Consider the following 23245-nt stretch of genomic DNA (forward strand, 5'->3'; position numbering starts at 1 on the left):
GCCAGGCTGATCCTCAATCGTGGCGATATTCAGGCGGTGATCGGCGCCACGCCCAGCGCGGGGATCTCGATCGCCGGGCAGCGATCCATCACCACCTGCAGCCCCGCGGCCTCGGCGCGTGCGGCGGCGTCCTCGTTGATCACGCCCAGCTGCATCCACACCGCCTTCGCGCCAATGGCGATAGCCTGATCGACCGCCTCGCCGGCCGCGGCCGAATTGCGGAAGATATCGACGATGTCGATGGGATCGCCGAGCTGCGCCAGTTCGCGAAACACGAATTCGCCATGCACATGCTCGCCGGTGATCTGCGGGTTGACCGGGATCACGCGGTAGCCGTGCTGCTGCAGCGTCTTCATCACGCGGTTGGACGGGCGATCGGGGCGATCCGACGCGCCGACCAGCGCGATCGTCCTGGCGCCCTCGAGCAGCGCCTTGATCTCGGCATCGGTGGTCAGCGGCATGTTCGGTCCCTTCCTGTCAGGCGGCGGTCATCCACGCATCGACGCGTGCCGCGACTTCGCTGAACGCCCCCACCTCGGCGGCGTTCCCGGCGTCCGAGGCGGTGCGGATGGCGATGTCGAGCGGAATGCGCCCGAGGAACGGGATGCCAAGCGCCGCCGCGGCCGTCTCGGCGCCGCCCTTGCCGAACGGATCGGAGATTTCGCCGCAATGCGGGCAGGCATAGCCGGCCATATTTTCGACCAGCCCGATGATCGGCACGCCGGCCTTGCGGAACAGATCGATCGCGCGCTTGGCATCGATCAGCGCCAGATCCTGCGGGGTCGAGACGATCACCGCCCCCGCCGGCTTGTGCTTCTGCACCATGGTCAGCTGGATATCGCCGGTGCCCGGCGGCAGATCGACCACCAGCGTGTCGGCATCGCCCCAATTGGCCACGATCAGCTGCGTCAGCGCGCCCGCCGCCATCGGCCCGCGCCACGCGATCGCCTGATCGGCCGGCACCAATTGCCCCATCGACAACAAGCCGATGCCATGCGGCGTCGGCACCGGATCGAGCAGCTTATCGCTCGCCTCCGGCCGGCTGCCCTCGACGCCCATCAGCTTGGGCTGCGACGGCCCATAGATATCGGCATCGACCAGCCCGACCTTGCGCCCCAGCGCCTGCAGCCCGAGCGCGAGATTGGCCGACACGGTGGATTTGCCCACCCCGCCTTTGCCGCTGGCGACGGCAATGATCCGCCGCGTCGTGCGCTGCGCGGTTTGCGCGATCCGCGCGGTGGCGATGCCGGGCACGGCCAGCGCGGCACGGCGCACCTCGGCCTCCAGCGCATCGCCCGCCGCGGCATCAAGCCCGGTCACATCGAGAATGATACTGGCGCGATCACCCTCAAGCCGGACCATCGCGCGCTCGCCGGCGATCGGCGCCAACGCCGCCTTTACTGTAACATCTTGTGTCATCATCGCGCAGATAGACACGCCGAGCGCGCTTGCCACTGTTTTTGTGCACGCATCCTACCTATAAAGATTGCATGACGATCCTTACCGGCTGGCTCCAGCGCTTCACTATCCTCAACGCCGATGCGCCGAAAAGCCCGTGGGGCAATGGCCCCACGGGCAATTCGGGCGGCGATGGCGGCCCGCGCAATCCCTGGGCGGTGCCGCCCGGCGGCCCGCGCGGCGGCACCAAGCCCACCGCGCTCGACGAATTCCTGCGCCGCGCACGTGGCACGGGCGGCGGTGGCGGCGGCAATGGCGGCGGCTTTTCCGGCTTGCCCGGTGCGCCCAATGTGCGCTCGTTATGGTTGATCGGCGTCGGCATCGTGCTGGCCGTATGGATCCTGTTCACCAGCTTCCACCAGATCGGCCCGCAGCAACGCGGCGTGGTGACCTTCTTCGGCGCATATTCGGGCACGCTGGAGCCCGGCATCCGCCTCACGCTGCCGGCGCCGTTCAACGCGGTCACCAAGGTGGACGTGCAGCAGATCGTGACGGACGATTTCCCCGCGACCCAGGGCGGCGGCGAAAACCTCATCCTGACCTCGGATCAGAACATTATTGATCTGGCCTATTCGGTGCGCTGGCAGATCGTCAACGCGCAGGATTATGCCTTCCAGATCGCCGATCCGCGCGAGACGGTCCGCGCCACGGCGGAAAGCGCGATGCGCGCCGCGATCGCCACCACCACGCTGGACGACGCGATCGGCTCGGGCCGCGCCGTGGTCGAGGCGCGTGTGCAGCAGATGATGCAGGAAGTGCTCGACAGCTATAATGCCGGCGTGCGCATCCAGGGCGTATCGATCAAGCAATCGACCGCGCCAGAGGCCGTGATCGACGATTTCAAAGCCGTCAGCGCGGCGCAGCAGGCGGCGGTCGGCAATATCAATGCCGCACGCGGCTATGCCGCGCAGACGCTGGCCTATGCGCAGGGCGAGGCGACCTCGTTCGACAAGGTGTATGAACAATATCGCCTGGCCCCGGAAGTGACGCGACGCCGCATGTATTACGAAACGATGGAAGGCGTGCTCGCCAAGAGCGACAAGACAATCATCGAGGCGCCCGGCGTGGTGCCGTATCTGCCGCTTAATGGCGCCGCCGCGCGCCGCCTGCCGGATGCTGCGCCCGAGGCGACCCCGGCGCCCGCCCGTCAACCCGCCCCAGCGACGGGAGCCGGCCAGTGAGCACGTTTTTCCGCAACCCGATCGCGATCGGCACCATCGTGTTGCTCGCGCTGATCCTGTTGTTCAGCACGGCCAGCATCGTGCCTGAAACCAAGCAGGTGGTGATCCTGCGCCTGGAAAATCCCTATCGTACGGTCAATCGCTGGCAGCCCAACCAGCCGTTCGGCGCGACCGGCGCGGGCATGATCTTTCGCCTGCCGTTCCTCGATCGCCTGATCTGGATCGACAAGCGCGTGCTGGATGTCGAGCTGCAGGATACGCAGGTGCTGTCGACCGATCAGTTGCGGCTGTCGGTCGATGCGTTCGCGCGCTTCCGCGTGGTCGATCCGTTAAAGGCGGTGGTCTCGACCGGCAGCGCGAGCGATACCGAACAGCGCGTGATCGCGCAGCTCAGCCCCTTGCTCGGCTCGGCCTTGCGCAACGAACTGGGTCGTCGCCCTTTCGCGGCGTTGCTCAGCCCCGAGCGTGGCCAGGTGATGGATAATATCCAGGCCGGGCTGCAGCGCCAGGCCAGCCAATATGGCGTGCAGATCGTGGATGTGCGCATCAAGCGCGCCGATCTGCCCAGCGGCAGCCCGCTGGAAAGCGCGCTGCAGCGTATGCGGACGGCGCGCCAGCAGGAATCGGCGACGATCACCGCGCGGGGCCAGCAGCAAGCGCAGATCATCCGCGCCGAGGCGGACGCAAATGCGGCGAAAATCTATGCCGAGGCGTTCAACAAGGATCCGCAATTCTACGATTTCTATCGTGCCATGCAGTCCTATCGCTACACTTTTGGTTCGAACAACGATGGCAAGCCGCGTGGCTCCACCTCTCTGGTGCTGTCGCCCAACAATGCCTATCTTCGTGAATTCCAGGGCCGTGACCGTTAACGCATAAGTTTTTGGCGGCCGATACTGTCGGTCCATTCATATTCAATCGCCGTTCAGCATCCGATCGTCACAGAAGCGACGTTGCTGTCCGGCCATCGAGAGGAAGTTATCCACGTGCGTTATGCTTACGCTATCACCGGTGCCCTGCTGCTGAGCGGCACCGCCGCCACCATGATCTATCAGCCGAACGCGGTTGCGCAGACCGCGCAGAACGAGCCCGGCGCGATCCAGGCGTCCGCGCCCAAGGCCGGCGCGCCGATGAGCTTTGCCGATATGGTGGCCAAGCTGCAGCCCGCGGTGGTCAACATCTCGACCAAGCAGACCATCGTCCAGCAGCAGCAGGCCAATCCGTTCCAGGGCACGCCGTTTGGCGACCTGTTCGGCGGCGGCCAGGGCAACGGCGCGCCGGTCAAGCGTGAGGGCGCCTCGCTCGGCTCGGGCTTCCTGATCTCGCATGACGGCTATGTCGTCACCAACGCGCACGTGATCAGCCCCGGCGCGCGCGGCGCGACGGTCAATTCGATCGCCGTCACGCTCTCCAACAACAAGGAATATGTCGCCCGCGTCATCGGCCAGGATCGCGAATCCGATCTGGCGTTGCTCAAGATCGACGCCACCGGCCTGCCTTTCGTGCGCTTCGGCGATTCGGGCGGCGCGCGGGTCGGCGATTGGGTGCTGGCGATCGGCGAGCCGTTTGGTCTCGGTGGCACGGTCACCGCCGGGATCATCTCGGCGATCAACCGCGTCACTGGCCAGGGCGGCGCCTATGACCGCTTCATCCAGACCGACGCGTCGATCAATCAGGGTAATTCCGGTGGCCCGATGTTCGATCTCAACGGCAACGTGATCGGCGTCAACAGCCAGATCTTCTCGCAGACGGGCGGCAATATCGGCATCGGCTTCGCCATCCCGGCCGCGACCGCCAAGCCGATCATCGACACGTTCATGAAGGGCGGCACGATCAGCCGCGGCTATCTTGGCGTGACCTTGGGCGGTGCTGTCGGCGACGACGCCGCCGCCGCGCTGGGCATTGCCAAGAATCAGGGCGAGCTGATCGCCGGCGTCGAGCCCAGCGGCCCGGCGGCGCGCGCAGGGCTGCGCGCCGGCGATGTGGTGACCAAGGTCAATGGCGTGGCGGTGACGCCGGATTCGACGCTGTCGTATCTCGTATCCAATGTTAAGCCAGGCCAGACCGCGCGACTCGAAGTGCTGCGCAACGGTCGCCCGACAACGCTCACCGCCACGGTGGTGGCGCGTCCGGCAGCCGAGAAACTGGCGGCACTGGTCAATGGCGGCAGCGACGATGGCGGCTTCGGCAAGGACGGCGACGACGATGCAGGCGTGATCACGCCGGCCACCGGCAACGTGCTCGGCCTGACGGTCCAGCCGCTCACGCCGGGCATCGCCCGCGCGGTCGGCGTGGATGCGCAGACCCAAGGCGTGGTCATCGCCGCGGTCGATCCGGGCAGCGATGCGGCACAGAAGCTGAAGCGCGGCGACGTGGTCAGCGCGGTCAATAGCAGCCCGGTGCGCACCCAGGCTGAACTGGTCGCCGCGGTAAACGCAGCGCGCAGCGCGGGCCGCCCGCAAGTGCTGCTGCTGGTGCAGCGCGCCAGCCCGGTAAAGGCGTTCGTGCCGGTGAAGATCAAGCAGTAAGCGGTCCGCATTGCGAGACACGACAGATCGCCCCGGGCTGGTTCCGGGGCGATTTTTTGTGCGGCTATTCTGGAGCCCCAAATCCCAACAAGCCCATTCCCCCGCCCCGCCAAACGCGCGATACCGCCTTACCCCCCATCCTGGAGCGATCATGGCTGACGGACCCATTACCAGTGGCCCTATCTTCATCGGCAGCGCGCCCGGCGGCGCCACCCCGCAGAACCTCGAGCTCAAGCGCGCCAATCGCCACGGGCTGATCGCGGGCGCCACCGGCACGGGCAAGACGGTCACGCTGCAGGGCATCATCGAGGGCTTTTCCGCGCGCGGCGTGCCGTGCTTCGTCGCCGACGTGAAGGGTGATCTTTCCGGCATGGCGATGGCGGGATCGCCGCTCAGCAAAAGCCACGCCATCTTCGCCGCGCGCGCCGCGGAGATCGGCGATGTCGACTGGACCTATGCCGACAATCCCGTGCAATTCTGGGATCTGTATGGAGAACAGGGCCACCCGATCCGCACCACGATCAGCGAGATGGGCCCGCTGCTGCTCGCGCGGTTGCTCGATCTCAACGCGGTGCAGGAAGGCGTGCTCAACATCGCCTTCCACGTCGCCGAGGAGGACGGGCTGCTGCTGATCGATCTCGATGATCTGCAGAGCATGCTGGTCCATTGCGGCGAGCGCGCCGCGGAATTGACCACCACCTACGGCAACGTTTCCAAGCCCAGCCTCGGCACGATCCAGCGCGCACTGCTCCAGCTTCGTTCGCAAGGCGCGGATAATTTCTTCGGCGAACCCGCGCTCGATCTCGACGATTTCATCGGCGTCGACGATCAGGGGCGCGGCATCGTCAACATTCTGGCCGCCGACAAATTGATGGCCAGCCCGAAGCTATATGCCACTTTCCTGCTATGGCTGATGAGCGAATTGTTCGAGCAGCTCCCCGAGATCGGCGACCCAGACCAGCCGACCTTGTGCTTCTTCTTCGACGAAGCCCATCTGCTGTTCGATGAAGCGCCCGATGCCTTGCTCGACAAGATCGAACAGGTCGTGCGGCTGATCCGCTCGAAGGGCGTGGGAATCTATTTCATCACGCAGAACCCGATCGACATTCCCGACAAGGTCGCCGGGCAGCTCGGCAACCGCGTGCAACACGCACTGCGCGCCTTCACGCCGCGCGATCAGGCCGCCGTGCGCGCCGCCGCGACCACGTTCCGCGCCAGCCCGGACGTGGATGTCGAGACCGCCATTACCGAGCTGAAGGTGGGCGAGGCCCTGGTGTCGTTGCTATTGCCGGACGGCTCCCCCTCCCCGGTCGCGCGCACGCTGATCAAGCCACCGCGCAGCCGCGTGGGGCCGGTGACGCCCGTGGAGCGCGGCGTGCTGATCCAGACCGATCCGATCGGTGACAAATACGACGCGCTGGTCGATCGTGAATCCGCCGAGGAATTGCTCGCGGTGAAGACCAGCGAGGCCAAGGCCGCCGCCGCCGAAGCCAGGGCACAGACCGCGGCGGACAAGGCCGCCGCGCTACAAGCCAAGGAAGAAGCCAGGGCCGCGCGCGAGGCGGAGCGTCAGGCGCGGCGCGAGGCACAGGCGCAAAAGGCGGCCGAGCGTGAGGCGGCCAATTCGCCGTGGAACCGCGCGGTCACCTCGGCGACGCGCAGCGCCTCCTCCGCGGTCGGGCGCAGCGTCGCCAATGAGGTATCGAAGGCGGTGTTCGGCTCGTCGCGCGGCGCGGGCGCCGGGATCGTCGGCGGGCTGGTGCGCGGCGTGCTCGGCGGGTTGTTCAGGGGCCGGTAACCACCGGCCCCTGGCGCATCAGAACGCCGCGCGGATCGTCACCTGATACAGCGGCCCGGCATTTTCGCGCTCCAGCTCGAACTCGTCGATATCGCCGGCACGACGGTTGGCGAGGATCTCGGCCACCGAATTGCCGTCATATTTGCGGAACGTCTCGGACTTGGTGCGGCGCAGGATATCCTGCACCGAGAAACGCAGCACGAAATTCTTGCCGATGCGCTTCTCCACGAACGCTTCGAGATCGGGATCGTATTTCAGCTCGACCGTCTCGTCGAAATTCGATTCCGTCGCCTTGCTGCGGCCCGAGACCGTCGCGCCGAAGCTCGCATCCACGCTCGTCACCGTCTGGATGAAGCCGACATTGTACACGTGGTGCGGCTGATTGTTGAAGCGGCGCTTTTCGCCCGTGAACGGATCGGTCACTTCGCTGTCGAGATAGGTGTAATTGGCGAACACCCCGGTATCGGGCAGGCCGATCGCGGTCAGTGGCGTCGACAGATCGACCTCGAAGCCCCAGGTCTTGCCGTCGCCGATATTCTGCGGCGTGAAGCGCTGGCCATCCCCGTTCTCGCCGATCGCCACCAGTTCGATCACATCGGTGATGTCGCGGTAGAAGAAGTTGATCCCGGCCACGCCGCGCCCGCCCAGGCGACGCTCGTAACCGGCATCGAGCCCCCAGGCCTTTTCGTTGCGCAGCCGTGGGTTGCCGATCGTCACGTCGTCGTCGCCCGGCGTCTCTTCGTCTTCGTAGGGCGAGATGAAATCATAGTTCGGCCGGCGCACGGTGCGCGCCCCCGACACGCGGAACTGATCGAGCGCGGTCGGCGCATAGCGCACGTGCAGCGACGGGTTGAGCGTCTCGGTCTCGTAATCGGCGCTCGCCACCGCCGTGCCGGAAACCGTGCGCCGCGTGATCTCGTAGCGCAGACCGGCGTCGACCGTCAGCTGCGGCGTCGGCGTCAGCGTCACGCGCGCATAGGGATCGTAGCGCTCTTCCTTGATCTTGAACGTGTTGGTCTGGAAATCGCCATCGTTGACGCCGTCGCGATCCTTGCGCAGCAGATCGACACCAAGCTTGAAGCGTGCCATCTCGCCGCCAAAGCCGAGATTGATCGTGCCGGTATATTCATCGTCCTTGATCGTGACGTTGGAGACATCGTCAAGCTCGAGATCGTCGAGATCGTCCTCGTTGTCGCCGACCATCACGGTGGAGTCGGTATCCTCGCGATAGCCCGACCAGCCCGCGGCCAGCCCCAGCTCCAGGCTCCCGCCCAGCGGAATGCGCGCATCGCTCGACAGCGTGTAGGTCTGCTGATTGATATCCTCGAGCTGCGTTTCGATGCCGTCGAAATCGAGATCGCTGCCGTCATACGTCACCGAGGATTCGAATTCCTCGCGATCGGTATCGACGAAAAAGCCCTGGAACCGCACGAAGCCCTTGTCGCCGAAATCGTGGCGGATCTCGGCGCTGCCCGACAGATCGCTGCCGTCGCGTGTGTCGGCCTGCAGCTCGGTATTGTTGAAATCGGCGTTGGTCGCGTCGCGCGGACCGTCATTCTCGTCATCGAAGCGCAGCGACACCTTCTTCTTCGGGTTGCGCCGCTCCTGATAATTGAGCGCGCCCCAATAGGACGTGTCCTCGCCGATCCGCCCGGCATAGGCCGCGCCGAGCGACGGGCGGAATTTGCCATCCTTGTTGATCAGCGCGCCGGCCTTGGCGAAGCCGCCCTCGAACGTCGCGGCTTCCTTGGTCACGATGTTGAGCGATCCGGCCACGCCTTCGCTCGGCTGATCGGCGCGCGGGCTGCGCACGATCTCGATCCGCTCGACCAGTTCGGCGGGGATGCGATCGACGAAGAAGCTGCGATCGGCCTGGCCGCCCGGCGCGCGGCGGCCGTTGATCAGCACCTGCGTGTAGCCGGCGGGGAGCCCGCGAAACTGCGGCCCGTCATATTCGAGCACATCCGAGGTGAACGTCACGCCGGGCACGCGCTTGAGCATCTCGCCGACCGAGACGGGCTCGAAACGCTGGAAATAATCGAGATCGTAGGCCAGCACCGGATTGACGTCCTCGGTGCGGTTGCGGAACGCGATCGTCCCGGTGACGATGATATCCTTGGCCTCGTCCGGCGCCGTCTCGGTAACGGGCGCGGTGGAGTCCGCCGGAATGGTCTGCGCGACGGTCGCCAGCGGCAGCATCAAGGCTGCGACCGCGCAGCCACCAAGAAGAGTGCGTATGTTGCTCATGTCGAGCCCCCCATATTTATCGATTTGACCGATCGCAACGCTGCTGCCATCGGCCCCCACGGGCCGAGCAGTTAGGGTGGGAATATGACGCGATCGCGCAAGATGTGTTTCATTTCGATGACGGCGGCGCTTGGTGCAGCCGCGCTAAGCGCCTGTGCGCCGGGCGAAATTCCGCTCGACACGCGCATCGCCAACGCGCTGCCGGCCAGGATCGTGCAGGCCTCGGGCGAGACCGAAGCGGTCGCCACCGCCAATGCCGATGCGGCGGACGATCCCGCGATCTGGCGTAACGCCGCCGCCCCCGCGCAGAGCCTGATCGTCGGCACGGACAAGAAGGCCGGGCTCTATGTCTACGGGCTCGATGGCAAGGTGCGCGATTTCACCGATGCGGGGCGCGTCAACAATGTCGATCTCGCCGAGCATGACGGGCGCATCATCGTCGCCGCGAGCGATCGCAACGATCCGCTCAACGCGCATATCGCCTTGTTCGCGCTGGACAGGACGACCGCCAAGCTCAGCCCGCTCGGCCGCGTGGCGAGCGGCGCGGGCGAAGCGTATGGCATCTGCCTGTATCGCGACGCGGGCACGCTCTACGCCTTCATGGTGATCAAGGACGGTACGATCCGCCAGGTCGCGCTGGATCTCACCGGCGCGGCGCCCGCCGGCCGCATCGTCCGCACGATGAAGCTCGGCACGCAATCCGAAGGCTGCGCGGTCGATCCGGCCAACGCGCGGCTGTATGTCGCGGAGGAGGATGTCGGGCTGTGGCGCTTCGATGCGCGGCCCGGCGGCGCGGTCGCGCCGGTCAAGGTCGCCGCCGCCGACGGCAAGGCGATCGTCGCCGATGCCGAGGGCGTGGCGGTGGCCGATGGCTATGTCGTCGTCTCCAGCCAGGGCGACAATGCCTATGCGGTCTATCGCCTGTCGGACGAGGCCTATGTCGGCCGCTTCCGCATCGCCGCCGGGGCGCTTGGCGCGACCGAGGAAACCGACGGGATCGAGGTCGTCGCGGGCGATTTCGGCCCCGCTTTCCCCGACGGGCTGATGATCGCGCAGGACGGCAGCAACGCGCCGCGCGCGCAGAATTTCAAGCTCGTGCGCTGGGGCGACATCAAGCGCGCGCTGGGGCTTTAGGCGTAACGACATTCCATATCCTCCCCCGCAAGGGGGAGGTGGCACGCATCGCGTGACGGCGGGGGCGGTACATGGCGCACGCCGTCAGACAGGGCATCGCCTACCGCCCCCTCCCGTCGCCTTCGGCGCCACCTCCCCCCGCCAGGGGGAGGATCGGAACACTTGCCCGTTTCGCTCTCCCGCTGGGAGAGGTGTATAGAGGCATCAACTTCCCAAGGAATCGGCACCATGACCTTCGACAGCGCCCCGCAAACCGACTGGAACGCCGTGGGCGAAGCCGAGCTTGCCGATGTCATCACGCTGCGTCGTGCGATCCACGCCGATCCCGAAATCGGGCTGCACTGCCCGCGCACCGCCGACAAGATCCGCGCCGCGCTCGCCGGCCTGCCGCTGGAGATCCGCGACAGCACCTCCACCACCGGGCTGATCGCCATCCTGCGTGGACGAAGCGATAATGGCCGCACCGTGCTGCTGCGCGGCGATCACGATGCGCTGCCCATGCACGAGGAAACCGGCCTCCCCTTCGCCAGCACGGTGCCCGGCGCGATGCACGCCTGCGGGCATGATACGCACACCGCGATGCTGGTCGGCGCGGCGCGCGCGCTGAGCGCCCGGCGCGAGGATCTGCCGGGTACGGTGGTGTTTATGTTCCAGCCGGGCGAGGAAGGGTATCACGGCGCGCGCTATATGATCGCAGACGGCCTGCTCGCCGATCCGGCGCCGCAAGCGGCGTTCGCGCTGCACATCTCGCCCAACATGCCCGCCGGCACGTTCGTCAGCCGCAACGGCCCGCTGCTCGCCTCCACCGATGCGGTCAACATCACCGTCCATGGCCGCGGCGGGCATGCGGCGATGCCGCACGATTGCCTCGATCCGATCCCGGTGGCGTGCGAGATCGTCACCGCGCTCAGCACGTTCATCGCGCGGCAGATCGCGGTCACCGATCCTGCCGTGCTGTCGATCACCCGGATCGAGGCGGGATCGGCCTATAATATCGTGCCCGAGCGCGTCGAGATGAAGGGCACGCTGCGCACGCTCAGCCACGCCACGCGCGAACAGGCGCGCGCCGGGCTGGCGCGGATCGTCGAGCATGTCGCGCTGGCGCATGGCTGCACCGCCGAGCTGCGTATCGACGAGGGCTATCCCGTCACCGAAAACGATCCCCGCGCCGTCGCCATGATCCGCGCCGCCGCCGAGCGGATCGGCGCATACCAGACAATGCCCGCGCCGATGATGGGCGGCGAGGATTTCTCCTATGTGCTGCGCGACATTCCGGGCGCGATGGCGTTCGTCGGCGTGGCCCCCGAGGGCAGCGATCCGCGCACCAATCCGCCACTGCACAATACCAGGATGATCATCCGCGAGGATGTGATGGCCAAGGGCGTGGCGATGCATTGTGCGCTGGCCGAGCGCTTCCTGCACCACGGCTTCGATTGACACCCATTCCGTCACCCCAGCGCACGCTGGGGTCTCAAGCGGCTCCAGTCCCACGCCCGCCGCCTGAGATCCCAGCTTTCGCTGGGATGACGCCTTGGCGGACGCCCAAAAAAACGCTGTCCTACAAGCCCGTGACGATGGCAGACTTGACCATGCCGCTTGCTGCCAACAGAACAGCATGATCAACTTCGTAATTTAATTACCTTCCGCCGCACGAAGATTTCCGGATCACCGTGAAAAGTGTGAAGCGAACCGGAGACCGACCGATGGCCACCGCCCCGACTCGCCCGCTTGCCGAACTCACATTGCGCGGCGTCATCCTCGGCGCGCTGATCACCGTCCTGTTCACCGCCGCCAACGTCTATCTCGGGCTCAAGATCGGCCTCACCTTCGCCACCTCGATCCCCGCCGCGGTGATCTCGATGGCGAGCCTGCGCTTCTTCAAGGGCGCCAACATCCTCGAGAACAATATCGTGCAGACGATCGCCAGCGCGGCGGGCACGCTGGCGGCGATCATCTTCGTGCTGCCCGGGCTGATCCTGGTCGGCTGGTGGCAGGGCTTTCCGTTCTGGACCACCGCGTTCGTCTGCGCGCTTGGGGGTATCCTCGGCGTGATGTTCTCCGTGCCGCTCAGGCGCGCATTGGTCACCGGATCGGACCTGCCATACCCCGAGGGCGTGGCGGCGGCGGAAGTGCTGAAAGTCGGCAGCGAAGGCGCCGATGGCGATACCGAGAATGCGCGGGGCCTGCGCGTCATCATCCTCGGCGCGCTCGTCTCGGCCGGGTTCGCCCTGCTTGCCGCGGCCAGACTGGTCGCCGCCGAGGCCGCCAGGAATTTCAAGATCGGCGCGAGCGCGACCGGCGTGTCGGCCAGCTTCTCGATGGCGCTGATCGGCGTCGGCCATCTCGTCGGCATTTCGGTCGGCGCGGCGATGTTCGTCGGCATGCTGATCGCCTGGGCCGGGCTGATGCCGTATCTTACCGCCGGGCTGCCCGGTGATGTCGATGCCATCGTCGGCAGCGTCTTCCGCAGCGACGTGCGCTTCATCGGCGCGGGCACGATCGGCATCGCCGCGATCTGGTCGCTGGTGCGCATCCTCGGGCCGATCATCGGCGGGATTCGCTCGGCCATGGCCGCGTCGCGCGCGCGCGCCGGCGGCTCGGTGCTGGAGCTGACCGAACGCGATCTGCCGATCGGCATCGTCGGCGGCGCCATCCTGCTCACGCTGCCGCCGATCGCCTGGCTACTGTACAGCTTTTCGGCCGGCGGGCCGGTGCACGATTATCCGCTCGCGGTGATCGGCGGCACCTTGGCGTATGTGCTGGTCATCGGCGTGCTGATCGCGGCGGTGTGCGGCTATATGGCCGGCTTGATCGGTGCGTCCAACTCGCCGGTATCGGGCGTCGGCATCCTCGCGGTGCTTGGTGCCTCGCTGCTGCTCGTTGCGGTGTTCGGGCATGATGCCGATCCCGCGCGGACCAACGCGCTGATCGCCTATGCCTTGTTCACCACCGCGATCGTCTTCTCGATCGCGACGATCTCGAACGACAATCTGCAGGATCTGAAGACCGGGCAACTGGTCGGCGCGACGCCGTGGAAGCAGCAGGTCGCCTTGGTCATCGGCGTGCTGTTCGGCTCGCTGGTCATCCCGCTGGTGCTCAATCTGCTCAAGGACTCGTTCGGTTTCGTCGGCATGCCCGGCGCCGGGCCCAACGCGCTGTCCGCGCCGCAGGCGGCGTTGATCTCCAGCCTGGCCAAGGGCGTGCTCGGCGGCGATCTTAACTGGAATCTGCTCGGCTTCGGCGCGCTGATCGGCGCGGTGGTGATCGTGATCGACGAACTGCTCGGCCGCAGCGGCAAATTCCGTCTGCCGCCGCTCGCCGTTGGCATGGGCATCTATCTGCCGATGTCGCTGACGCTGCTGATCCCGATCGGCGCGCTGATCGGCCATTGGTACGAGCGCCGCGCCGCGCGCGCCGCCAATCCCGAATTCGCCCAGCGCATGGGCGTGCTCGCGGCGACCGGGCTGATCGTCGGCGAAAGCCTGTTCGGCGTCGGCTACGCCGGCGTCATCGCCGCGCGCAGCGGTCAGGTGCCCGGCGGCGTCGGCGAGCGCTTTGCCAGCATTGCCGAGCTCGCCGCGCCGATCGTGTTCGTGCTGCTGATCGTGTGGCTGTATCGGCGGACCGCCGCGCTGGCGCGCTAGGTCCGCCGCTTACATGTCGGCGAGCAGCGCCGGGATCGGAATGAACGCAAAGGCGACCGAGCTGTCCGCCACGCCATATGGCACGAACAGCGTATCGCCGTGGCGGATCGCGCCGCAGGTATAGACGACGTTGGGCACATAGCCCTCGCGGTCCTGGTCCGCCGCCGCCAGGATCGGGTGCACCGTGCGGCCGAGCACCTTGGAGGGATCCTGCTTGTCGAGCAGCACCGCGCCGATCGAATATTTGCGCATCGCGCCCACCCCGTGGGTCAGCAGCAGCCAGCCCTCGTCGATCTCGATCGGCGGGCCACAATTGCCGATCTGCACCAGTTCCCACGGGAATTTGGGTTCGAGCAGCCGCGTGCCCTCTTCCCAATGCGTCAGCGTGTCCGATTGCAGCAGGAACAAATTCTCCCCGTCCTGCCGCCCGATCATCAGATATTTGCCGCCGATCTTGCGGGGGAACAGCGCCATGCCCTTGTTGCGGCTGGCGGGCCCCGACATCGGCACCAGATCGAACGCGCGGAAATCGCGCGTGCGCATCAATTCGGACTGGATCACTGAGCCATTATACGCGGTGTACGTACCGAGCCATTCCACGCTGCCATCGTCATGCGTGAACTGAACGAGCCGGAGATCCTCCAGCCCCTTCGATTGCGCCGCGGTGATCGGGAAGATCACCGTGCCCGACAGCGTCGAATCGCGGTGGCGATAGACGGTGATCGGCCCCTCCGGCAGCTCCGTTTCCTCCGCGCCGACGGCATCGGTGGCGGTCGCAAAGGGCGGCTCCGGCGCCAGCTTCAACTGGTTATGATCGGTGATGATGCCCTCGCGAAACGCCACCGAAGAAATATGCCCCTCGCCGACCGCCCGCAACGACATCAGGATGCGCAAGCTACCCTTGGGCATGCCCGACTGATCGAAATGCGGCGTGGCGCTCGGGTTCATCAGCGCGGCCGCGGCATAGCTATATTCGTGGCAGAAATAGGCGCCGATTAGCTGGCGCTTCTCGTCGCCGATCTCGCTGCCGTCGAGCCCCATCATGGCCTCGATCTCGTCATAGCGAGTCATGAACACGCGCCGCGTCTGCCAATGCCGCGCCTCGAAATCCTTGAGCACGATCTCAAGCTCGGCGCGCGTCTGTTGCGCATCCATGGCAAGCACTTCGCGGACCAGCCGCTCAGTGCGGCTGCCGCCATTGCCCGACCAGGCGAGATGGAACGGCCGCACGACGACACGTGATGGATCGGCATGCAGCCGCAATGCGTGATGGAACAGATCAGTCACCAAATGCCTCGTCGTCGACCCCACCGATGCGGCGTCGCGAGCGAGGCTACGCGACAGCGCTCGAAGGCCCTGCCACGGTTTGCGCGCTTTTTGATAGTGCAGAAATGGCGCAAGAGGCCAATTGCAGTGCGAGAATCGACTCGGCACCCTGATTTCGGTTCAATCCGGTGGGCATCAAGCCATCGAAACAACCGCCATCGGCCGATGTGGCGAGCGGCAGATCAAGATCGTTCTGCCCGAGATACCAGCGATAGGCACGCTGGGCTTCATCGACCCAGCGCTTCTCGCCCGTCACCTCAAATGCCGTAACGCAGGCATCGACGGTCGCCTGCGCTTCCAGCGGCTGCTGGTCAAATGGCAGCGGCTCGGCATAGGCCCGACCGAAGCTTTCCGTGCCGACGGCGCGGAAGCGGCCTTCGGGTGAGGTTTGCCGGGCGATGATCCAATCGAGCGTGTCGCTGCCCGATTTGATCAAATCATCGCGCTTGAGCGCCTGGCCGGCGCGGATCATCGCTTCGGGCAGGCGGGCATTGTCATAGGCCAGCACGATCTCGAACCATTCCCATTCCGGCCGGCGGGCGACGGCAAGCAAGGCAAGCAGCTCATCAGCGAAACGCACCAGAATCTGCTTGGCCATAACATGCCCGGGATGCGCATCGAGCACCGCAGCGGCGCCCAGCATGCAGAAGGCATGCGCACGGGGCGAGCCAAGATCGAGCGCGAGTGAAGCGGTCATATCGAACATCGCCATCGCCCAATCGCGATGCTTGGCCAACTTGGCGTCACGTGCGGTGATGCCCAACGCCCACAAGGTGCGACCGTTCGAGTCTTCCGAGCCGAACTCTTCACACCAGGTACGATCGAAATTCATGAAATTCCGGAAGCGCGAAACGTCCGGATTCCACGCATATTGAATAAACGATTCGTAGATCGTCATCCACTTGTCGCGCGTGGTCTCATCGACCTCGTCCATCCGCGTCAGCAGCATCAGCGCGCGGACGTTATCGTCTATGCAGTATCCGTGGCGCCGATCGGGCACCGAATAGATTGAATGCTGCAACATGCCGGTCGAATCGCTCATGCGCTCAACTGCGGCGAAGTCGGGCTTAAGTGCCGCCGGCGCGATGCCGCTTTTGGATAATCGCTGTGGTTTAGCCGCGATCATCGTCATGATCTCGTGTATCGCGCGCTCGGCCAGGACCGGCCAGATCATCGTGCGGCCACGCGCATAGGCGCGCTGCGACAGCCGCGTGCGATTGCGCTCGCTGCCGAGCAACAAGTTGATTTCGCGCGCAAATGCCGCGCTGTCGCCGAAATCAACCAATACGCCGTGCCCGTCGGCAAGGATTTCCGTGGCATGAACATAGGGCGTCGAAACTACCGCTTTGCCGACGCCCACTGCATAGGAGAGCGTGCCCGAGGTGATCTGCGCGGGGTTCGAATAGGGCGTGGCGTAGACATCCGCCGCCTGCAGATAGCCGATAAGCTCGTCATGCTCGAGAAACGCATCGATAAACTGCACGTGCTGGGCGACACCGAGATCGGCGGCCAGCGCCTTTAAGCGATCGCGATATTTTTCCCCTTCCTGGGCAACGAGATTGGGGTGCGTCGCGCCGAGCACGGCGTACAGCACATCCGGATTGGACTCGGCGATCGCCGGCATGGCGGCGATCAGCGTTTCGATGCCTTTGTTGGGCGCGAGTAAACCGAAGGTCAGCACGACCTTGCGGCCTTCCCAGCCAAAGCGGCCCTTGAGCGTATCGGGCGCCACGAAATCGCGATCCGGCACGCCATGCGGGATCATGACGATGGCCCGGCCGCTAGCACCATAAACGCGCTCGAGGATTTCGCGACCGCGCTCGGCCATCACCACGATCCGCGACGCCCGCCGGAGCAGGCCTTCCATAACGCGGCGTTGATCGGCGTTGGGCTTTTCCAAAATCGTATGCAGCGTCACGATCACCGGGATCGAAACGCGATCGAGCAGCGTCAGGATATATTCGCCAGCCGCGCCGCCGAAAATGCCATATTCGTGCTGCAGCCAGATTGCTTTGGCCCCGCTCGTCTCGATCGCGCGGGCGGCGGCGAGGTACGCCGCAGGATCCTGGTCGGCGATGCTCATCGTCACATCGGACGGGTAATCGTACAGCCCGGGATGGTCATCCATGGCATAGACATCGACTGCCATGTCAGGATAGCGGCCGCGCAGCGCGGTGAAAGTGTCTGTGGTATAGGTGGCCAGACCGCATTTGCGAGGCAGGAAATTGCCGATCAACGCGATACGATCTATCCCGGAAGCGCCCTCTGCCGCGTGCACCATACCTCATTGACCTTAAATGTGAGATGGAGCTGGGAGCTCCGAACGTCTGCCTCCCTGAAACGGCTTGCAGTCAATATGGTTGCAGTGATGTTGCACTGCAATACGGCAGACTACTGGTAGCGCTCGACATTGACGGCAGGTGAACGGATTCCTGCGACGAACGGATTCTTCAGCCCCGACCGCGATAGCTTGGTACGTCCTGCGATGGCAGCCAAAGCCCTTCAGGCGGCGCGCCGGATTGCCAGAACACGTCGATCGGAATACCGCCGCGTGGATACCAATAGCCGCCGATGCGCAACCATATTGGCTGCATCTCGGCAAACAGCCGCTCGCCGATGCCAACGGTGCAATCCTCGTGGAAAGCCTGGTGATTGCGGAAGCTGCCAAGGAACAGCTTGAGCGACTTGGATTCAACGATCGTTGCCCCGGGCGCATAATCGATCACCAGATGCGCGAAATCGGGCTGCGCCGTCACCGGGCAGAGCGAGGTGAACTCGGGCGCTGTGAAGCGGACCAGATAGAGGCGGCCGGTGCGCGGATTGGGCACGTAATCGAGAAGGGCGTCTTCAGGCGAAGCGGGCAGCGCACTGGGCTTGCCAAGATAGGTCGGGTTCATGAGGCCAATATAGGACGGCTAATCTCAACCGTCACCCCGGACGGGCCAAACCTTGCCTGCGCCAACCCGGCGTTCGCCGGGCAGAAGCTTTGGTCGAACAGCGAATAACCGATAAGGATGGTGGTATGACCCAAGTGATCACGCTTATCCCCATTCTCGGTGACCAACTCAGCCTCGGTCTCTCCTCGCTACGTGATGCGGACCAAGCCAGCGTTCGCCTGCTGATGATGGAGGTTGCCGACGAGGCGACCTATGTCCGCCATCACAAGAAGAAGATCGCCTATATTTTCGCGGCAATGCGCCACCACGCCGCGACCCTGCGCGCCGGTGGCTGGACGGTCGATTACATCACGCTCGACGATCCCGAAAATAGTGGCAGCTTCACCGGTGAGATCGCCCGCGCGGTGGCGCGCCTCGCGCCCGAACGCATCATCGTTACCGAAGCGGGCGAATGGCGCGTGATGGCTATGCTGGAGGCGTGGGAGACGATCTTCGGTGTGCCCGTGGATATCCGCCCCGACGACCGCTTCATCGCCAGCCATGCCGAGTTCACGACCTGGATCGAGGGGCGCAAGCAATTGCGCATGGAATTCTTCTACCGCGAGATGCGCCGCAAAACCGGTTTGCTGCTCGATGACGGCAAGCCGGCCGGGGGCGAGTGGAATTACGATTCCGAGAACCGCAAGCCCGCGCGGGCCAGCCTGCTCATGCCGCGCCCGTTGGCCTTCGCGCAGGATGACATCACGACGCCGGTGCTGGCCCTGGTCGCGGACCGCTTTGCCGATCATCCCGGCACGCTCGACCGATTTGATTATGCCGTCACCAAAGAGGACGCGCTCCGCCAGCAAGCTTATTTTCTGGAGCACGCCTTGCCCTGCTTCGGCGACTATCAGGACGCGATGCTGACCGGAGAGCGCTTCCTGTGGCACTCGATCCTGTCGCCTTACATCAACTCCGGGCTGCTCGACCCGCTGGCCTTGTGCCAAGCGGCGGAGGCGGAATATCGCGCCGGCCGCGCACCGCTCAACTCGGTCGAGGGGTTCATCCGTCAGATCATCGGCTGGCGCGAATATATGCGCGGCATCTATTGGTCGCAGGGGCCCGACTATGTCGAGCGCAATTTCCTCGATGCGCATCGCCCCCTCCCCGCGTTCTACTGGACCGGCGAGACCGACATGCACTGCCTGAAAGAGGCGATCGTCCAGACGCTGGAGACCGCGCACGCGCATCATATCCAGCGGCTCATGGTCACCGGCAATTATGCATTGCTGATCGGTGCCGACCCCCGCCAAGTCCATCAATGGTATCTCGAAGTCTATCTGGACGCCTACGAATGGGTTGAATTGCCCAACACGCTGGGGATGAGCCAGTTCGCCGATGGCGGGCTGCTGAGCTCCAAGCCATATGCATCCGCGGGCGCGTACATCAATCGCATGTCGGATTATTGCCGGCATTGCCGCTACGACGTGAAGCAGCGCACCGGCCCCGACTCCTGCCCGTTCAACGCGCTCTATTGGGATTTCCTGGTGCGCAATGAGGACAGGCTTGGCCGCAATCAGCGGCTGGCCATGCCCTATCGCAACTGGGCGCGGATGAATGCCGGGACGCAAGCCGATATCCGCGCCAGCGCCGCTGCCACGCTCGCATCGCTCGACGCCGCCCCCGGCTATGGCTAGGATCGCCCCAACGATAACAGGAGACGGCTCATGGACTCGCTGGTGACTACGGAATGGCTGGCAGGCGAACTCGGTGCGAACGATCTCAGGATCGTGGATGCCACTTTCTTCGGTGGTGTCGGTGATCGGGATCCGGCAGCCGAATATGCGGCAGCGCATATCCCGGGCGCAGTGTTCATGGATCTGAGCGAAATCGCCGATACAACCAGCGATCTGCCCTCGATGCTGCCGCCGCCGGAGAAATTTGCCAGCCGCATGCAATCGCTGGGCTTGGGCGATGGCAGCCGTATCGTGCTGTACGACAATTCGCCGCTGCACACGGCGGCGCGCGCCTGGTTCATGCTGCGCACGTTCGGCGCGCATGACGTGGCGATCCTCGATGGTGGCCTCACCAAATGGCAGGCGGAAGGCCGCGAAACCAGCAGCGGAAAGGAACAGGTGCGGCATCGCCACTTCACCGTCTGGGCCGACGACAAGGGCGTGCGCACGAAAGAGCAAATGAAGGCCAATATCGAGAGCGCGGGGGAGCAAGTGCTCGATGCGCGCTCGGCCGCGCGCTTCACCGGCGCGGAACCCGATCCGCGCCCGGCCACGCATGCCGGGCACATTCCGGGCTCGAAAAATTTGCCGGTCGGCCAGCTGTTCAACGACGATGGGACGTACAAGACGGGCGAACACCTGAAGGCGGCGTTCGAAGGCGCCGGGATTGATCTTGGCAAACCGCTGGTCACCACGTGCGGGTCTGGCATCACCGCTTCGGTGTTGGCATTCGGCGCGCATCTGCTGGGCAATAACGCGGCGGTATATGACGGCAGCTGGTCCGAATGGGGCGCGGCCAGCGACACCCCGAAAGCAACAGGATCAGCATGAGCGAACCGACGGACCGACCCATCGACGACGCGACACGGGTCGTATCGGCGGGGCGGCGCAAGGAATGGACCGGCGGGGTGGTCAACCCGCCGGTATGGCGCGCCTCGACCATCCTGTATGATTCGGTCGCCGAGCTGCGCGGGCGCCTGTCCGACACGCATCACAAATGGTTTTACGGCCGGCGCGGCACGCCGACGCAATGGTCACTCGCCGATGCACTGACCGAGCTCGAGCCGGGCGCCGAGGGCACGTTCCTCTATTGCTCGGGCGTCGCGGCGCTGGCTGCAGCCTTGCTCTCCGTGCTGTCGCCGGGGGACGAGCTGCTGCTGGTCGATAGCGCCTATGATCCGACGCGGTCGCTCGCCACCGGCCTGCTCAAGCGCATGGGCATCACGACGCGTTTCTACGATCCGCTGATCGGCGCTGGCATCGCCGATTTGATTGGCGACAAAACGCGCGCGATCCTGATGGAAAGCCCCGGCAGCCTCACGTTCGAGGTGCAGGACGTGCCGGCGATCGTCGCTGCCGCGAAGGCGCGTGGCGTGACGACATTGCTCGACAATACTTGGGCAACGCCTCTGCTGTTCCCAGCCATCGCGCATGGCGTGGATCTCACGGTGCTCGCTTGCACCAAATATGTCGTCGGCCATTCCGATGTCATGCTGGGTTCGGTGACCGCCGCGCCGGGCCATTTCGCGCGGCTGCGCGATACCAGCTTTCAATTGGGCCAGGTCGCCAGCCCGGACGATTGCTGGCTCGCCGCGCGCGGGCTGCGCACAATGGCGATGCGCCTGAAACAGCACGAGGCGAGCGCACTAAAAATCGCGCGCTGGCTTAAACGACAACCGCAAGTCGCGCGGGTGTTGCATCCGGCGCTGCCCGATTGCCCCGGGCATGACGTGTTCGTGCGCGATTTCAACGGATCGTCCGGGCTGTTCTCGTTCGTATTGAACGGTGGCAGCGATGCGGCGCGATCGGCGCTGATCGACGGGCTAGATCTCTTTGGCATCGGCTATAGTTGGGGCGGGTTCGAAAGCCTGGCCTTGCCGGTCGATCCGCAGCGCTATCGCAGCGTGACGGAACGCGACGATGCCGGGCCGATGGTGCGGCTGCAGATCGGGCTGGAAGATACCGACGATCTGATCGCCGATCTCGCCGCGGGTCTGGCGCGGTTCGCGGCGACGCCCACGTGAACGATATCACCGCGTGGTTCGCAGCCGGCGGCATACTGCTCAACCAGCGGACACTGACCGAAGGCGCGATCGCCGGCGGGCTCGTACTGCTGTCGCTTGCCATCGGGTTGTTCGTAAGCCGCAAATTGGGTCGTGCGGCGGCCAATGCCTGGCACCGACGGCTGGACCAACGTGGCGAGGGGTTAGCCGACCGGCTGACGCCAATCATCCGCCACGCCACCGCAGCATTGCTATTGGCGATCGTGCTGACTGCTTATCCTTGGCCGCCGGTGGCAGGGATCCCGATCGGGCTCGCGCTGGGCGCCGCAACGGTGCTGGCCGCCCGGGAGATTCTGCGCGGCGTCGGCATTGCCCGACCGGTGACCTGGACCGTGACGCTCATCCTGTTCGTCGCATTGTTCAGCCGTTCGGTCGGTGGCCTTGCCGAAATCACCAGTATGATGGAACGGATCGGCGTCGATATCGGCCGCCGACGGTTATCCTTGCTCACGCTGATCACCATGCTGATCACCGTCGTCGCCTTGTTCGCCGGCGTACGCCTGGTCAATCGCGCGCTGAGCCATTGGATCGCGGCGACCCGCGGATTCGATGCGACGCAGAAGTTGCTCGCGCAGAAATTGGCCGCCATCGCCGTGATCATCGGGGCCTTTTTTGTTGGCATCGACTTACTGGGCGTCGATCTCACCGCCTTTGCGGTGTTTTCCGGCGCGTTCGGCCTGGCGGTGGGCTTCGGCTTACAAAAGACGATCGGCAACCTCATCGCCGGGATCATTCTGCTGATGGATCGATCGATCAAGCCGGGCGATGTTATCGTGGTCGGCGACAGTTTCGGCTGGGTCAACAAGATCGGCGTCCGCGCCGTCTCCGTGCTGACGCGCGACGGCAAGGAGCATCTGATTCCCAACGAGAACTTGATGACGCAGGAGGTGGAAAACTGGTCGTTCACCGATCGCAACGTGCGCGTGCGCATACCGGTGCGCGTCGCCTATGAGTGCGATCTTGAACTCGCCCAGGAACTGATGCTGCGCGCAACCACGGAGTCACCGCGGGTGCTCAACGATCCGCCCCCCAATGTGTGGCTTACCGGTTTTGGCGAGAATGGCGTGGAGCACGATATTCTCGCCTGGATCGGCGATCCTGAAGGCGGGGTCGGTAACGTCCGATCGGACGTGCTGAACCGCCTGTGGCTGCTGTTCAAACAGCACGGCATCGTCATCCCCTATCCGCAGCGCGACGTGCGACTGCGACAGATGGAGATGCCGAGCGGCGACTGAACCTGCCCCCGCTTGCGCA

General features: G+C 65.1%; 17 protein-coding genes. 11 read left to right on the forward strand and 6 right to left on the reverse strand.

Annotated features, from left to right (window positions below; genetic code table 11):
* Positions 1–29 precede the first annotated feature (29 nt).
* Together ABC969_RS11930 and ABC969_RS11935 are read right to left on the reverse strand one after the other, a co-directional pair.
* On the reverse strand, positions 30–461 hold the full coding sequence (locus ABC969_RS11930) for a CoA-binding protein (protein ID WP_345865228.1): 432 nt from the start codon (positions 459–461) through the stop codon (positions 30–32).
* 16 nt (positions 462–477) lie between these two features.
* Positions 478–1419: an Mrp/NBP35 family ATP-binding protein gene (locus tag ABC969_RS11935; RefSeq protein ID WP_345865456.1), complete on the reverse strand. Its 942-nt coding sequence runs from the start codon at positions 1417–1419 to the stop codon at positions 478–480.
* Positions 1420–1490: 71 nt separating this feature from the next.
* Between ABC969_RS11935 and hflK the strand changes: the two genes are divergently transcribed.
* The 4 genes from hflK (at position 1491) to ABC969_RS11955 (ending at position 6965) form a co-directional block, all read left to right on the forward strand.
* Positions 1491–2639: a protease modulator HflK gene (gene hflK, locus ABC969_RS11940; protein WP_345865229.1), complete on the forward strand. Its 1149-nt coding sequence runs from the start codon at positions 1491–1493 to the stop codon at positions 2637–2639.
* A complete protein-coding gene (hflC, locus tag ABC969_RS11945) occupies positions 2636–3511 on the forward strand; it encodes a protease modulator HflC (protein WP_345865230.1) in 876 nt (291 codons plus the stop codon). Before hflK ends, hflC begins: the two co-directional genes overlap by 4 nt.
* Before the next feature lie 114 nt (positions 3512–3625).
* Complete coding sequence (locus ABC969_RS11950) at positions 3626–5167, forward strand: Do family serine endopeptidase (protein WP_345865231.1); 1542 nt, start codon at positions 3626–3628, stop codon at positions 5165–5167.
* A 151-nt stretch (positions 5168–5318) separates the two neighbouring features.
* Complete coding sequence (locus ABC969_RS11955; protein ID WP_345865232.1) at positions 5319–6965, forward strand: helicase HerA-like domain-containing protein; 1647 nt, start codon at positions 5319–5321, stop codon at positions 6963–6965.
* An 18-nt stretch (positions 6966–6983) separates the two neighbouring features.
* On the opposite strand, the gene ABC969_RS11960 is transcribed toward ABC969_RS11955, so the two are convergent.
* Positions 6984–9212, reverse strand: a complete 2229-nt coding sequence (locus ABC969_RS11960) for a TonB-dependent receptor plug domain-containing protein (protein WP_345865233.1) — start codon at positions 9210–9212, stop codon at positions 6984–6986.
* Between the two features lie 84 nt (positions 9213–9296).
* On the opposite strand from ABC969_RS11960, the gene ABC969_RS11965 reads away from it, so the two are divergent.
* The 3 genes from ABC969_RS11965 to ABC969_RS11975 all read left to right on the forward strand — a co-directional run bounded on the left by ABC969_RS11965 (position 9297) and on the right by ABC969_RS11975 (position 13990).
* Entirely contained in the window at positions 9297–10346 is a 1050-nt protein-coding gene (locus ABC969_RS11965) for a phytase (RefSeq protein WP_345865234.1), read from the forward strand.
* 228 nt (positions 10347–10574) lie between these two features.
* Complete coding sequence (locus ABC969_RS11970) at positions 10575–11783, forward strand: M20 metallopeptidase family protein (protein WP_345865235.1); 1209 nt, start codon at positions 10575–10577, stop codon at positions 11781–11783.
* Between the two features lie 266 nt (positions 11784–12049).
* Positions 12050–13990, forward strand: coding sequence for an OPT family oligopeptide transporter (locus tag ABC969_RS11975; RefSeq protein WP_345865236.1), 1941 nt, complete (start codon positions 12050–12052; stop codon positions 13988–13990).
* A gap of 9 nt (positions 13991–13999) precedes the next feature.
* On the opposite strand, the gene ABC969_RS11980 is transcribed toward ABC969_RS11975, so the two are convergent.
* The 3 genes from ABC969_RS11980 to queF all read right to left on the reverse strand — a co-directional run bounded on the left by ABC969_RS11980 (position 14000) and on the right by queF (position 18213).
* Positions 14000–15277 carry a glycoside hydrolase family 130 protein gene (locus ABC969_RS11980; protein WP_345865237.1) on the reverse strand — a complete coding sequence of 426 codons (1278 nt, stop codon included), beginning with the start codon at positions 15275–15277 and terminating at the stop codon, positions 14000–14002.
* A 46-nt stretch (positions 15278–15323) separates the two neighbouring features.
* The gene (locus ABC969_RS11985) at positions 15324–17444 is read right to left on the reverse strand and encodes a glycosyltransferase family 4 protein (RefSeq protein WP_427916132.1); all 2121 of its coding nucleotides are present in this window, start codon (positions 17442–17444) and stop codon (positions 15324–15326) included.
* Positions 17445–17766: 322 nt separating this feature from the next.
* Positions 17767–18213, reverse strand: a complete 447-nt coding sequence (gene queF, locus ABC969_RS11990; RefSeq protein WP_345865239.1) for a preQ(1) synthase — start codon at positions 18211–18213, stop codon at positions 17767–17769.
* 125 nt (positions 18214–18338) lie between these two features.
* Here queF and ABC969_RS11995 point away from each other — a divergent pair, with 125 nt between their 5' ends.
* The 4 genes from ABC969_RS11995 to ABC969_RS12010 are packed head-to-tail and all read left to right on the forward strand — an operon-like array spanning position 18339 to position 23226.
* Positions 18339–19889 carry a cryptochrome/photolyase family protein gene (locus ABC969_RS11995; protein WP_345865240.1) on the forward strand — a complete coding sequence of 517 codons (1551 nt, stop codon included), beginning with the start codon at positions 18339–18341 and terminating at the stop codon, positions 19887–19889.
* A gap of 30 nt (positions 19890–19919) precedes the next feature.
* Positions 19920–20759, forward strand: coding sequence for a 3-mercaptopyruvate sulfurtransferase (gene sseA, locus ABC969_RS12000; protein ID WP_345865241.1), 840 nt, complete (start codon positions 19920–19922; stop codon positions 20757–20759).
* Complete coding sequence (metC, locus tag ABC969_RS12005; protein WP_345865242.1) at positions 20756–21952, forward strand: cystathionine beta-lyase; 1197 nt, start codon at positions 20756–20758, stop codon at positions 21950–21952. Before sseA ends, metC begins: the two co-directional genes overlap by 4 nt.
* Positions 21953–21957: 5 nt before the next feature.
* Positions 21958–23226 carry a mechanosensitive ion channel family protein gene (locus tag ABC969_RS12010; protein ID WP_380808144.1) on the forward strand — a complete coding sequence of 423 codons (1269 nt, stop codon included), beginning with the start codon at positions 21958–21960 and terminating at the stop codon, positions 23224–23226.
* Positions 23227–23245: the final 19 nt, after the last annotated feature.

It is taken from the genome of Sphingomonas qilianensis (assembly GCF_039614825.1).
GTDB classification, from domain to species: Bacteria; Pseudomonadota; Alphaproteobacteria; order Sphingomonadales; family Sphingomonadaceae; genus Sphingomonas; species Sphingomonas qilianensis.

Coding starts and splice junctions, on each gene's coding strand:
- ABC969_RS11935 (WP_345865456.1), bottom strand. CDS start 1,419: ATGACACAAGATGTTACAGTAAAGGCGGCGTTGGCGCCGATCGCCGGC.
- ABC969_RS11955 (WP_345865232.1), top strand. CDS start 5,319: ATGGCTGACGGACCCATTACCAGTGGCCCTATCTTCATCGGCAGCGCG.
- ABC969_RS11970 (WP_345865235.1), top strand. CDS start 10,575: ATGACCTTCGACAGCGCCCCGCAAACCGACTGGAACGCCGTGGGCGAA.
- metC (WP_345865242.1), top strand. CDS start 20,756: ATGAGCGAACCGACGGACCGACCCATCGACGACGCGACACGGGTCGTA.
- ABC969_RS11930 (WP_345865228.1), bottom strand. CDS start 461: ATGCCGCTGACCACCGATGCCGAGATCAAGGCGCTGCTCGAGGGCGCC.
- ABC969_RS11965 (WP_345865234.1), top strand. CDS start 9,297: ATGACGCGATCGCGCAAGATGTGTTTCATTTCGATGACGGCGGCGCTT.
- hflK (WP_345865229.1), top strand. CDS start 1,491: ATGACGATCCTTACCGGCTGGCTCCAGCGCTTCACTATCCTCAACGCC.
- queF (WP_345865239.1), bottom strand. CDS start 18,213: ATGAACCCGACCTATCTTGGCAAGCCCAGTGCGCTGCCCGCTTCGCCT.
- ABC969_RS11975 (WP_345865236.1), top strand. CDS start 12,050: ATGGCCACCGCCCCGACTCGCCCGCTTGCCGAACTCACATTGCGCGGC.
- sseA (WP_345865241.1), top strand. CDS start 19,920: ATGGACTCGCTGGTGACTACGGAATGGCTGGCAGGCGAACTCGGTGCG.
- ABC969_RS11985 (WP_427916132.1), bottom strand. CDS start 17,444: ATGGATGACCATCCCGGGCTGTACGATTACCCGTCCGATGTGACGATG.
- ABC969_RS11995 (WP_345865240.1), top strand. CDS start 18,339: ATGACCCAAGTGATCACGCTTATCCCCATTCTCGGTGACCAACTCAGC.
- ABC969_RS11960 (WP_345865233.1), bottom strand. CDS start 9,212: ATGAGCAACATACGCACTCTTCTTGGTGGCTGCGCGGTCGCAGCCTTG.